The sequence below is a fragment of the Maribacter sp. Asnod2-G09 genome (assembly GCF_045063795.1).
Classification (GTDB): Bacteria; Bacteroidota; Bacteroidia; order Flavobacteriales; family Flavobacteriaceae; genus Maribacter.
The window spans coordinates 837,744-851,237 of record NZ_JBEFOA010000005.1; the positions used below are offsets into that span (position 1 = coordinate 837,744).

The window sequence follows — 13,494 nt, forward strand, 5'->3', positions numbered from 1 at the left end:
GTAAAAACCTGTCCGCTTTATGACAATTGCCATTAACGAACAGGTTTATACTTGAACTCTTCTTAACTAATTTGAAAAAACTACTCTTCTACCGTTTCTAGATTATCATCAGAATTACGATCGATCAACTTGTTATACGGATCAATACCCGCTTTTAATGGTTTTTCATCAGTAACGATAGTAAATGTATTATCACCTGCAGAAAGCCACTTTAATTCAAAATAAAATGGGTTCTTGATAGTTACCCCATCATCACCGGTGATATCTTCTCCAAAGAGCCCTACATCTACCAAGTTCTTTTTATCATCAATCAGTTTTTCTTTACCCGTATCATCATAATAAATCTTCTTAGAATTTACTGTGAAAGTGGTTTCCCATTTGCCATTATCTAGCTTTTTGGTTTTAGCATCCATCACACGATTTTCATAAAGAACTATCTCTTTGAAACCGTCATCAACCTTGTATTTTAAGGAATCTGGAGTAACATTATAAATTGCTTTGTAAAAATCTTCAGAAGTTGGGTATACCCCTTTTTCAAAATACTTGTACTCATTTAAAAACTTCTTGAGTCCGGCATTTATGACATCCTCGCCAATAACATCTTGTAAATCATACATGATCATAGAACCTTTTTGATACCAAATATGCTGAGCGGTCTCTACATCAATTAATGGGCGTTCAGGTTTAAAGCTGAATGACCTTCTAGTTAAATATATATCTAAAGAGGGTTTTAAGAATGCTTTAATTCCATTTTCGCCATATTCTTGTTTCATGGTCATTAACGAAACGTACTCTGCCAAGGTTTCTGAAATAATGTTTGAGCCAGAAGTATTACTAGGCGTTACAATATGACCCCACCACTGATGGGCAATTTCATGAGACGTTGTACTGAAAGCATGATTTAAACTTTCTAAATTGGAATAATCTGCCACGAACCCAAAATCTTCAGAAAAAGGTATGGTAGTCGCAAATGACTGAGCAAAAATGGTATGTGCCGGAAACTCAATAATTCTTACTACCGAATAAGGATATTCATAAAAGTTATTGGAATTATAATCTAAAGACACCTTTACCCCTTTGATAAAGTGCTCTAAGTTATTTTTATGTTTTGGAGAATGATAAATCTCTATATTCACTTTTTTACCGCTAGGCGCTATCCAAGTATCTTTTTCGATCTCATAATCAGCTGAGACAAAACTGAAAAAATAATCAGACTTCTCTTCCATCTTATAATTATAATAGCTTCTGTCGTCATGATCCCATTTTTCGGTCAGAATTCCTGGCGCAACTGCTATTTGTCCTTTTACAGTACTAACGGTAGCTTCAAAATTCATAAAGTGACTATCCTCATTAAATCCGTTTTTCCTTACTGCCACACTATCCGTTCTTGGAGGTAAGATAAAATCCAGTTCTTTTAAACCATATTTTGTTCGCACTCCGTTTTCTATCAGTTTTCTTTCATAATGAAATGAAGGAAATATGCCGTCATTAAAAAAAGTTCCATTTCCTAAAATATCAGTTTCTCTGCCCATTGCAAAGCCATGAGTACGTGCTTTTGTTTCTATAATTAAGTTAGCTGTATCTTTTGGTTGCAAGGGTTCTGGTAGTTTATACAGAAATAAACGATTAACACTGTCGCTTACTACAGGTTTAATTTCGTTTCCATTATAAATAACATTCGTAATCTTTGTATCTGAAATAGGAAATCTAACCTCCATCATTACAGTATCAATAGGTACTATAGAAGGATTAATTACGGTAAAATCTCCCTTTGCATCTACCCCACGGGTCTCTGGAAAAATATCCACATTAGCTTTTAAATCTATTATCTCAATATGCGGCTTATCTATAAACCTAGTATACTTTTTTTCCGCTTCTGCATTAAGCTCTTCCCAATAATCTCCATTTTGTAAATTATTCAAAACTTTAAGGTTATAATAACTATAAGCCCCTACTGTAAAGAATGCAAAAACAAATAATAATGTATAAGTCAGTGTCTTTCCCCTGAACCTTTCTTTGGCAATTTTAAATCTTTCTTTCATAGAAGAATAGAAACCTCTATTCCATAAAACAACTCCAATGCTTGCTAAAATTGCAGTAAAAAGTATCCAATAAAAACTCAACCAAAATTGCCCTGTTAAATAATGTCCAAATCCGTTTAAATCACTTAAAAAGCTAGATGTTGTTCGTCCAAATATCAATAAAGGATTATTACTTCTAAACGCAAGCCCTAAGATTATTGGCAAACCGAAGTATATAATAACAACTAAAAAATGACCTAAAAATTTATTGTTCACCAAAACGTGAATAAAGAATGCCAATAACACGATAGCTAAATAGAAAGGAAATGTATCTGTAAGACTATAAGTCAAATACATACCTAACTCAAAATTAAAATAACCGTTACCTATTTGGTATAAAATACCTACAACTATATTTAGCAATGCTAGTAATAAAGCAACCCCTATAAGAGAAACTATTTTTGACAAATAAAGTGTTGAGTTGGTTACAGGTAAGGCATCATAAAACTCAAATGTTTTATTTTTACGCGTTCTATGCACGGCTTCACCAGCATAAATAATTAGAATAATTATAGAGAATACTAATAAAATGCTACCATTATTTTCAACCATAAACCTTGTTAATGGCAATGAAGGCGTACCTTCAATCTGATTAATTTGATAAGTTGAAAAAATAGCAGATATTACGGCAATTACTATTAAAACCAGAAATACAGTCTCTCTGATAACTGATAAAAATTCTATCTTACTTAATGACCACAAGTTCTCTCTTTGTGCTTTTTTACTAAAACTCTGCTTTACATTTACTGTTTCAGAGACTTCATAAACATCATCGTTTTCTTTATTACTTTTCTTTTTACTAGAAGTTAAAAAGCCTTTGTAAGAAAATTTTAATAGGGTAAATATGAAGATAATAATACCGACACTCAACCATAAAAGCCTATTAAGCATAAATTTACCTGTCAGCGCCAACTGGGTTGTATTTAACTCTGATACCGACCAGTATTTAGTTAAATATCCATAAGCAGATTCACCAAAAGGATCTACGTAGACACTTAGCCATTGCGTATCTAATGATACCATTAATTGACTTGCTACCGTAGTAATAATCAAAAGTAAAATACCCCCTAAATACAATATGGACATGCGCTTAAAAAAGGTCATCAAGCAAAAGAAGATACTTCCTACTAAAAAAGCATTAAACATTAAAAAATATACAAACGGAAAAAAGTAAGACCAAAAATTAAAATCGGTGTAGGTGCCATAATCAGGTCGATCTAAAATTACACCAAGAACATATCCAAACATTGCACCAAACATGGCTGCCAAATTCATTATAGTAACAATAGTAAAGCTTCCCCAAAAACGACCTAGAATATAATTTTTTTCTGATATTGGAAAAGAAAAATAGGTCTGCGCGGTTTTGTGCTCTTCATCTCTATATACAGGTACTCCCATTATAGCAGCATAAAAAAACAATGCCAATATACTTAGCACTCCGAATACACCTACAATGTTATTAGGACTATTGGTAAACTGTGCCGTGTTAGATTTATCAAATACCGCAAGAAGTAAGGGTATTAGAAACATAATAAATATGTAGATATAAGTGACCGGTCGTCTAAGCCTATACTTTAGCTCAAATAAGAATATTTCTTTCATATTAAACAGTTTGAGGTTGGTTAATACTATAGAAATAGAAGTCTTCTAAATTATTGGCAACTTCTTCAAACCCTTCACCTGGCACGCCTTCTGCGTATACATTTACATATAAATTACCACTACGTAAATAAGTGGATAATACATTATATTCTGACTGGTATTTTTCAACTTCTTCCTTAGCAATATTTTTACGGAATACTTTGTTATTTAATGTATTTGAGAGTTCTAACGGATGACCCTGCACCACTACACTACCCTCATTAAATACAGCCATATTTGTACATAGATTAATAACATCATCTACAATATGGGTTGATAGTATTACTACGGAATCTTCACCAAGTTCACTTAATAAATTATGAAAACGGTTACGTTCTAAGGGATCAAGACCAGCTGTTGGCTCATCTACAATAATCAATTTAGGATTACCGATCAATGCTTGAGCTATGCCAAAACGTTGTCTCATACCACCGGAGTAATCACCTAGATTACGCTTACGGAATTTGTAGAGGTTTACTTTATTCAATAAATCGGCTACATATGCCTTACGATCCGTTTTACTTTGTATCCCTTTTATTTTTGCGATATGATTTAGCATCATCTCTGCAGATACTTTTGGGTAGACTCCAAAATCTTGAGGTAAGTAACCCAACACCTTTCTAAGCTCATCCGGTTCACCGAAAACGTCAATATCATTAAATTCAATATGACCACTATCTGCCTGTTGTAATGTAGCAATAGTTCTCATTAAAGAGGACTTGCCTGCCCCATTAGGGCCCAGTAAGCCGAACATACCGGTACCAATTTCTAGATTAACATTGTTTAAGGCTTTTGTACCGTTTGGGTACGTTTTATTCAAATTTGTAATCGAAAGCATATTATTTAAGGTTTGATGGTTAGCATTCAGTTTATTTATAAGTATTCAAAATTTTAGAAATGTTACATTTTTTGTAGTTTCTTCCGCAGAGTAAGTGTAATTAATACCTTACAAGCAAGTAAAAGCATTCCATATTTATAAAAACCAGGAAGCCAAAATACATACAACAACTTAGCTATTAGATAATTAAAAAATATAAACATAGCGCTAGCTTAAAAAGTGAGGTTTAATGATAATTTCTTCTTATTAGTTAAAGCTATTCAGATAATTTATACATCTGAATAGCTTTATTTGATGACTTGTTTGGGAGTTTACAAGCTGTTTAAATACCCAACTACTTCTGTTGCTCCAGAAACTTTTGCATAATCTAAGGCTGTTGCTCCAATTTTAGATTCTTTTGAAGTGCTTGCACCCTCTGCAACTAATATTTTTACAATATCTAATTGGTTGTAACGAGCGGCGTACATTAAAGCTGTCATTTGAGCTCCGGTGTTAGAGACTTGCTCTATATCTGCTCCATAAGCGATAAAACTTTTCACAACCGCTACATCATCTTTAACAATCGCTAATACCATTGGCGATATATGCGTAATATTTGTTTGGTTGATTTTAGAGATTCTATTTCCTGAGTCAGTGTTTGCACTTACTGTGTTAAATACTGTACTAACTAAAATGCCGAATACGATAATTGATTTTTTCATGATTTAAAATTTAAGATTAAAATGTTTGTTTTTACTGAATTCAAAAATGTCCAGGCAGCTATTAAATTGTTAGCTAAATACGATCGTAAAATTTTTAAAGCTGAACGGATATCTTTTCGTAAAGAAAAGGCTGTTTCTCACTTAAAAACAAGTCACACTACCCTAAATTTATAAAAATAGGGCGCCCAAACTATATTTAAATATTTGATTATCAATTATTTAAATTGATTGTTGCTAAAAAACATGAAATACTTTCAACATTATCTAAAAGAGGAATTTAACCCTCTTTATTGATGTTTTTTATAAAAGTAGAAGGTGACAAACCTGTACTTTGCTTAAAGTATTTAGAGAATGAGTCGGCACTTTTATACCCAATTTCTTCTGCAATGGCTTTTACCGAATAAGAGCGGATTTGCTTATTTGTTTTTAGTTCGTTTATGATATAATCAATTCTAGTATCATTTACAAAAGCAGAAAAAGTAGTCTCTAGATTGTTATTAATAACATTGGAAAGGTAAGAGGTATTTGTTTTTAATTTCTTAGCAGTATTATACAAAGTGGTTTTTTGTTTTAGAAAAAAGCCTTGCTCTTGTAGTTCCTTAATTTGACTAATTAATGCTTCAATCTTCTCGTCTTTTATTTCAGTAGTATTGATACTATGATCAAGTGAATTGCTTAATGGAGTTTTGTTCTCTGTTCTTAGCATTAATGCCTCAAACCTTTTCTTTTCTCTTTTTTGTTTCCATAGAAAAACCGCTATAGAAAGCATTACAATTGCTATAATAGCACTCCATAAATAAACTACTTTATTCTTGTAACCTTTAGTGTCGTTATTACTTTCAATAAGTATACGTTGTTTATCTATGTCATAAAGATTATCTAACGTATTAAATTTAAACGAATTATAGGTTTCTAGAGCTTTATAATATTTCTGCTCATATTCTTTTCTTAAGTCATCTTCTCCCTTCTTTTTATAAATATCTATATATAATTTATAGAAATCTGGAGAAATATATTTTTGTTCCTTTAAAAAAATTGGTCGACTCTTAATCAAATTTAAATTGTTCAATGCGCTATCTACTTCGCCCAAGGTAAGATGGGCTTTACTTTTATTGATAAGCAAAGGAGAATCATATTCATTGAACCTATTAAATACCCAATGACTATATATTCTATAATTATCAATAGACGCTCTAAATTTTCCATCTTTAAAATCAATATTGGCCTCGTTTTTTAATAATAAAAAATGTTCTCGTCCATCCCCTGTAGATTCATCAATATTGTTTTCATATATTTCTCTATAAAATAACGTAGAATCTTTCATTCCCAGTTCATTATATAAATTCGACAAATCTAAGAACTGACGATGGTACACGGTATACCATCTTTTTTTTAAAAAATCTCCCTTAACATTAAGAAGCTTTAATTTAATATCTAATGCAACTCTGTATTTACCAATTATCTCATAGAACAATGCCATTTCTATTTCAGATAGAATAGCCAAATACTCATAATTACTATCATTAATTAATTGTGCCAAAGATTTAAATAGCTCAAAAGATTTATCGTATTCATAATTATTTTCATATGCACTAGCCAAATAAAAATCAGAAAGTACCGCTTCGTACGCAAAGTCATTTTTCTCTGCCATTCTACGGGCAATATGGCAGTTATTAATAGCTTCATCATACAAACCCTCAGCAATTTGAAAATCAATTAAAACCAGGTATATCGTTACTTGTTCTTTGATATTATATTTATCAATATTATTGAAGATTTTATTCATTTCAATTAATCTCTGTTCTCCTTTCTCATAAGGTTCATTGTAGATTTTTTGAACATTGGTAATCAAGCTATCAGATATACCCTCCATATCTTGCTGAGCATGAATTTTCTCAGCATGCCCAATAAAGATTAATAATAGAATAATGATGGATTTATACCATCTCAAATTTTGAAAACTCATTTAACTTTCCTTATTCAATTTTTTAATATACGATGATGGCGACAAGCCTGTATTCTGCTTAAAATACTTAGAGAATGAGTCGGCACTTTTATACCCGATCTCCTCGGCTATAGCTTTTACCGAATACGAGCGCAACTGCTTATTCGTTTTTAGTTCATTTATGATATAATTGATTCTTATATCATTTACAAAAGCAGAAAAAGTAGTTCCTAAATTATTGTTGATAATCGTCGAAAGATAAGAAGTGTTGGTTTTTAATTTCTTGGCTGTATTATGTAGTGTGGTTTTTTGTTTTAGAAAGAAACCTTGCTCTTTTAGTTCCTTAATTTGACTAATTAATGCCTCTACCTTCTCGTCTTTTATTTCAGTAGTATTGGTGCTAGGTTCAAGTGAGGTACTAAGTGGTGCTTTGTTCTCCGTTCTTTGCATTAATGCCTCAAACCTTTTCTTTTCTCTTTTTTGTTTCCATAGAAAAACCGCTATAGAAAGCATTACAATTGCTATAATAGCACTCCATAAATAGCCCACTTTACTCTTGTAACCTTTAGTATCGTTACTACTCTCAATCAGTATTCGCTGCTTGTCAATATCATATAGATTATCTAGCGTATTAAATTTAAACGAGTTATAGGTTTCTAGAGCTTTAAAATATTTCTGCTCATATTCTTTTCTTAACTCTTTTTCGCCCTTTTTTTGATATATATCTACATATAGTTTATAAAAATCTGGAGAAATATATTTTTCTTCTTTTACAAATGATGGCATACTTTGAATCAAATTTAAATTGCTCAACGCACTATCCACTTCGCCTAAAGCAAAGTGAGCTTTACTCTTTTTAATAAGTTCGGAAGAAATATATCCATTGAATCTTTTGAAACAAAAATTAATGTAATTTCTATATTTGTTTACAGCATTAGAATAATCCTCATTAGCAAAACTGATATTAGCTTCATTATTTATTAAAAGTTTTCGCTCTATGGAATTTTCAGAATATTCTGCAATTGTATTTTCATACAAGTCTCTATAGAAATAAGTGGAGTCTTTAACACCAAGTTGGTTATATAAATTTGCCATGTATATCGGCTGTGCTATATACCAAAACTTACTTCTATTTTTTAATTTTTCTCCTTTATTAAAATAAATATTCAACCTAATATCTAAGGCCTCTCTATACTTACCAATTAACTCGTATAAATCTGCCATTTCTAATTGTGACAAAATAGCTAAGTACTCATAATCACCATCATCAATCAATTGAGCCAATGATTTAAACAATTTAAAAGAATTGTCATAATTATAATTAAATTTAAGAGCTCTTGCTAAATAAAAATCAGAAAGCACAGTTTCATAAGCAAAACCATTTTCGCTAGCCATATTATGTGAGATATGGCAGTTTTTAATGGCTTCATCATACAACCCTCCTGACATTTGAAAATCTATTAAAACCAAATAGATGGTAACCTGTTCTTTAATATTATACGTATCAATATTCTTGAATATTTTATTTATCCCAGATAATGTTTGTTCACTTGTATCATAAGATTCTTTGTAAATTTCACGTATCTCAGTAATCAAACTGTCCGATATACCCTCTAAGGCTTCTTGAGCATGTATTTTCTCAATAGACCCAATAAAGATTAATAATAGAATAATGATGGATTTATACCATCTCAAATTTTGAAAACTCATTTAACTTTCCCTATTCAATTTTTTAATATACGATGATGGCGACAAGCCTGTATTCTGCTTAAAATACTTAGAGAAGGAGTCCGCACTTTTATACCCAATCTCCTCGGCTATAGCTTTTATCGAATACGAGCGCAACTGCTTATTCGTTTTTAGTTCATTTACGATATAATCGATTCTAATATCATTTACAAAAGCTGAAAAAGTAGTGCCAAGGTTATTATTGATGATATTAGAGAGGTAAGATGTATTCGTCTTTAATTTCTTAGCGGTATTATATAGCGTAGTTTTTTGTTTTAAAAAGAAACCATCATTTTGTAATTCGTTTATTTTATAAAGAATGGAAGTTACCGTTTTATCTGCCAAGTTTACATCTTGAACTTCGGTTGTGTTTTTAATAGTTTGATTAAACTCCATACTACTCCGCTTCATCAGTTCGTCAAACTTTTTGGCATCTCTCCTTTGCCTAATTACCAAAAATAAGGTGGCTATTAATACGATTACAACTACGGCCACCCACAAATATTTTATGTATTGCTGAAGTTTTGACTTTTCCACATTTTCTTTTACCTGAACCTCTTTTGTTTTTAAATTATGTAATTCGTCAATTGTTTTAAAAGCAAATGTGTTACGTCTTTGTTGAGCTTGGTCATAATTTTTTAAATATTCACTTGCCATTTCCTGCTGACCTTTAGCAGAATAAATATCATAATAAATTCTATAATAATCAGGATTTAAATACCGTTCAAACTTCGAAAATTCATCCATTTCTTGAATTGCTTCTAAGGTTATTAAAGCACTATCAAGTTTTCCTAATTCCACATAAGAGCGACCTTTTTTTATCAATGTCTCCTTATCTTCTATTCCAAAATCAATTTTAATAAGCTCTTCATATTTCTTGTATTTCTTTATAGCCTTTTTAAAATCATTGTTATAGTAAGCCAAATTACCCTCATACCAAGGAATAAAATCAGTAACCAAGGTTGGTTTATGAGTCTCAGTTAATTTATGATATTCTCTTAAGTATATTTGAGCTGAATCCTTTTTATTGAAAGAATTATAGAGATCAGCAATATCAAGCGAAACCCTCTGCCAATACACATTATTAATTGAATCTTTTCCTAATTTATAAGCGTCAATATATAATTTTAAGGCTTGATCCTTTCTTCCAATTATTGAATTCAAATGGGCAAAATCGCTCATTGTTATCCACTTATAAGAATGGTTAATTGGCAAAACATTATACTCCTCTCTCGTAATTATATTTGAATATACATTAAATGCATTTTCATACTCATAAATAGACACATAGGCTTTGGCAAGAATTAAATTAGCTTGTAAATAAAGTTTGTCATAACTATTCTCCTCACTTAACGTTACCGCTTTTTTAAGATTTATGATAGACTCTTTAATTTCACCATTAAATAACATCACATTACTGGTCTCCACATAAATTTTTACTTTCTCTTGAGGTTCTTTGAAATCATCTATCTCTTTAAGTAATTTTTGAGATGCAATAACACTCTTCTTATAGTCCGTTACGCTTAATTCGTAAATAGAATCTATTCTTTGTTCCAATTCAATATTTACAGATTGAGCAGAAAGATTATATAGTAATGAGAATATGAATAAGGTACCCAGCCAAACCTTTCTAACTCGACTCTCTTTAATCAATATTGTAATCAATTTACACTAGAATAAGAATTCGCCTACAAATTATAGCTTTAATTTGAAAACAGCGCCTTTTAACAGGCTTCTCTTATTCAATCAAAAGAACTTGAATAAAAATTTCTATTGGGCACCGAAATCTGAGACAATATATTTCTCCTCTGACTTCTTATAGCTACAGCTGGTGAAAGAACCCATATTGGCTTTCATTAGGCATTAAGAATCTTTTAACCGCTACCCTAATAAATTAAGCAAAAACCCCCGTCCCCATTATTCAAATTCCCCTATTTTTGTATAACTTCAAGATACATATGTTTTGACTGGGTAAAGTCTAAACTTTACAGAGAAAAAGCGATAAAGCGTTTGAATATAAATATTCAGGTATGGCAAAAAAAGGCAAGGCTAAAAATACGGTGAACAAAGCAAAGCATACCAAGCTAATGGATCGTAAGAAGAACAAATTGAAGAAAGAAGCCGCGTTAAGAAAAGAACGTTTAAAAGAAATTATTAGAAAGAGTAAAGAATCTGAATAAGCAATAAAATATAAAATTATGTACCCACTTATACGCCCAAGAAGATTACGTAGCAATGAAGCCATTAGAAGTTTGGTTCGTGAAACCATTATTTCGCCAAGTGATTTTTTAGTACCGTTGTTCGTTGTTGAGGGCAAAGGCATTAAAGAAGAAATACCTTCTATGCCCAATTACTACCGCCTTAGTTTAGACAATTTAACCAAAGAGGTCAAAGAACTTTGGAAAATGGGATTACGCTCGGTTTTACTTTTTGTAAAAGTACCCGATAACTTAAAGGACAATAAAGGTTCTGAAGCGTTGAATGAAAACGGATTAATGCAACTTGCCATTAAAACGGTTAAAAATGCATGTCCGGATATGTTGGTCATGACAGATGTTGCCCTTGACCCCTACTCTTCTTACGGTCATGATGGTATTGTTGCTGACGGTGAAATTTTGAATGATGAAAGTGTAGCCATTCTAGCGGAAATGAGTGTTTCTCATGCCAATGCAGGTGCTGATTTTGTTGCGCCTAGCGACATGATGGATGGTCGTATTCTTAGCATTCGTGAGGCTTTGGAAGATGAGGGATATTTAAACACCGGTATTATGGCCTATAGTGCTAAATATGCTAGTGCTTTTTACGGTCCGTTTAGAGATGCATTAGATTCTGCTCCTGTAGATATTAAAAATGTACCTAAGGATAAAAATACCTATCAAATGGATTTCGCAAACCGATTTGAAGCTATTCGTGAGACTCAAATGGATATTGATGAAGGTGCGGATATCGTTATGGTAAAACCAGGACTTTGCTATTTGGATATAGTTCGTGAAATTAAGAACGAAGTAGATGTGCCAGTTGCCGTTTATCAAGTTTCCGGGGAGTATGCCATGGTAAAAGCTGCCGCTGAAAAAGGATGGTTAGATCATGATGCGGTAATGATGGAACAGCTGACTGCCATCAAACGCGCAGGTGCAAATATCATCGCGAGTTATTTCGCTAAAGATGCCGTAAAACTCTTAGGATAGTCAATTACCTGAAGTACTGTTCATGAATAAAATATTTTTTATACTATTTGGTTTAATTAGTTGTTTGGCTGTTTCTCAAGAGACAACTAGCAAACCGCTTTTGCTTCCAGTGGGTTCTAGTTTGCAAGCATCTTCTTTGGCTGCTTACGGCTTGGATTCTGCTTATGTATATCGTAAAGTAGACAGTATTGTAACAACTGGTATAAAAAATAACGCTTTCCCAGGTGCTCAGGTTTTAATCGCCAAAGATGGGAATATTATTTTTCATGAGGCATACGGATTTCACACCTACGATAGCATTCAGCCTGTAGCATTAAATGACATTTACGATTTAGCTTCGGTCACCAAAATTTTAGGTCCGCTACCTGCAATTATGAAATTGGTTGATGAAGGTAAGCTAGATTTAGATGTTCCCTTTAGCACCTATTGGAAACCTTGGAAAAAACAAGAAGATAAAGCAAATATTACGCTTCGGGAGATTTTGGCGCATCAGGCGGGACTTCAACCTTATGTGGTATTCCTAAATGAAACTTTAAAAAATAACGGTCAGTTTAAAAAGAGGTTTATCCGCAGAAAATCGAATAACAGATTTAGCAATGAGGCATTTGATGGCATCTATGTAAAAAATAGATTCCACCGAAAAATGTACAAAATCATAAATCGCTCCGAAGTTTCGGCTGAGAAAAAATACAAATATTCCGGACTCACCTTTCTAATTTTTCCTGAGCTCATTACTCAAATTACTGGTGTTTCATATGCAGATTATATGGAGCAGGAATTTTACAAACCACTTGGTATGAAAACCTTCGGTTTTCTTCCAAGTACCAAAAATTTTAGCAACAAAATAATCCCTACAGAAGTAGATACTATGTACAGACATACGCTAACCCAAGGTTGGGTACATGATGAAAATGCCTCTTTATTAGGTGGTATTTCTGGCAATGCAGGTCTGTTTGGTACTGCAGATGATTTAGCGATTATTATGCAGATGTTTGTTCAAAACGGCCTTTATGCCGGCAAGCAATACATCTCTGAAAAGACGATTAAAGAATTTTCAAAAGTTCAATATCCAGAGAATGACAATAGAAGAGGTTTAGGTTTTGATAAGCCTTATTTGAATAACAATACCTTCAAAATTGCCGATACCTACCCTGCACCAGAAGTTGGCGCATCTAGTTTTGGTCATAGTGGCTTTACCGGCACTTTTGTATGGGCAGATCCAGAAAACGAATTAGTGTATATATTTCTATCAAATAGAGTGTATCCTACGAGAGAAAATCGCAATATTTACAACTTAAATATCCGCCCATCCATCCAACAAATATTTTATCAGGCATTTGATAACGCAAAACAGCACCAACCTTAGCATTTT

The 13,494-nt window shown here is 32.3% G+C and carries 9 protein-coding genes; 3 read left to right on the forward strand and 6 right to left on the reverse strand.

Annotated features, from left to right (window positions below):
• Positions 1-80: 80 nt before the first annotated feature.
• From ACJJVT_RS15605 to ACJJVT_RS15630, 6 genes are all read right to left on the reverse strand, one after another.
• Positions 81-3,683 carry an ABC transporter permease/M1 family aminopeptidase gene (locus tag ACJJVT_RS15605; protein WP_405399943.1) on the reverse strand — a complete coding sequence of 1,201 codons (3,603 nt, stop codon included), beginning with the start codon at positions 3,681-3,683 and terminating at the stop codon, positions 81-83.
• Between the two features lies 1 nt (position 3,684).
• On the reverse strand, positions 3,685-4,560 hold the full coding sequence (locus tag ACJJVT_RS15610) for an ABC transporter ATP-binding protein (protein WP_405399944.1): 876 nt from the start codon (positions 4,558-4,560) through the stop codon (positions 3,685-3,687).
• A 311-nt stretch (positions 4,561-4,871) separates the two neighbouring features.
• Entirely contained in the window at positions 4,872-5,261 is a 390-nt protein-coding gene (locus tag ACJJVT_RS15615) for an ankyrin repeat domain-containing protein (protein ID WP_405399945.1), read from the reverse strand.
• Positions 5,262-5,538: 277 nt separating this feature from the next.
• Complete coding sequence (locus tag ACJJVT_RS15620) at positions 5,539-7,227, reverse strand: helix-turn-helix domain-containing protein (RefSeq protein WP_405399947.1); 1,689 nt, start codon at positions 7,225-7,227, stop codon at positions 5,539-5,541.
• Positions 7,228-8,916 (reverse strand): helix-turn-helix domain-containing protein, encoded by a 1,689-nt coding sequence (locus ACJJVT_RS15625; protein ID WP_405399948.1) that lies wholly within the window; start codon positions 8,914-8,916, stop codon positions 7,228-7,230.
• Positions 8,917-10,599, reverse strand: coding sequence for a helix-turn-helix domain-containing protein (locus tag ACJJVT_RS15630; protein ID WP_405399949.1), 1,683 nt, complete (start codon positions 10,597-10,599; stop codon positions 8,917-8,919).
• Positions 10,600-10,964: 365 nt separating this feature from the next.
• Here ACJJVT_RS15630 and ACJJVT_RS15635 point away from each other — a divergent pair, with 365 nt between their 5' ends.
• From ACJJVT_RS15635 to ACJJVT_RS15645, 3 genes are read left to right on the forward strand one after another with little or no spacing between them, the layout of a single operon-like run.
• On the forward strand, positions 10,965-11,114 hold the full coding sequence (locus ACJJVT_RS15635; RefSeq protein ID WP_405399950.1) for a hypothetical protein: 150 nt from the start codon (positions 10,965-10,967) through the stop codon (positions 11,112-11,114).
• Between the two features lie 18 nt (positions 11,115-11,132).
• Positions 11,133-12,122, forward strand: coding sequence for a porphobilinogen synthase (hemB, locus tag ACJJVT_RS15640; protein ID WP_405399952.1), 990 nt, complete (start codon positions 11,133-11,135; stop codon positions 12,120-12,122).
• Positions 12,123-12,144: 22 nt separating this feature from the next.
• Complete coding sequence (locus ACJJVT_RS15645; protein ID WP_405399953.1) at positions 12,145-13,488, forward strand: serine hydrolase domain-containing protein; 1,344 nt, start codon at positions 12,145-12,147, stop codon at positions 13,486-13,488.
• Positions 13,489-13,494 lie beyond the last annotated feature (6 nt).

Excerpts from the sequence above, each read along its gene's own strand:
- ACJJVT_RS15615 (WP_405399945.1), bottom strand. The coding sequence starts at position 5,261 with ATGAAAAAATCAATTATCGTATTCGGCATTTTAGTTAGTACAGTATTT.
- ACJJVT_RS15625 (WP_405399948.1), bottom strand. The coding sequence starts at position 8,916 with ATGAGTTTTCAAAATTTGAGATGGTATAAATCCATCATTATTCTATTA.
- ACJJVT_RS15610 (WP_405399944.1), bottom strand. The coding sequence starts at position 4,560 with ATGCTTTCGATTACAAATTTGAATAAAACGTACCCAAACGGTACAAAA.
- ACJJVT_RS15645 (WP_405399953.1), top strand. The coding sequence starts at position 12,145 with ATGAATAAAATATTTTTTATACTATTTGGTTTAATTAGTTGTTTGGCT.
- ACJJVT_RS15620 (WP_405399947.1), bottom strand. The coding sequence starts at position 7,227 with ATGAGTTTTCAAAATTTGAGATGGTATAAATCCATCATTATTCTATTA.
- ACJJVT_RS15605 (WP_405399943.1), bottom strand. The coding sequence starts at position 3,683 with ATGAAAGAAATATTCTTATTTGAGCTAAAGTATAGGCTTAGACGACCG.
- hemB (WP_405399952.1), top strand. The coding sequence starts at position 11,133 with ATGTACCCACTTATACGCCCAAGAAGATTACGTAGCAATGAAGCCATT.
- ACJJVT_RS15635 (WP_405399950.1), top strand. The coding sequence starts at position 10,965 with ATGGCAAAAAAAGGCAAGGCTAAAAATACGGTGAACAAAGCAAAGCAT.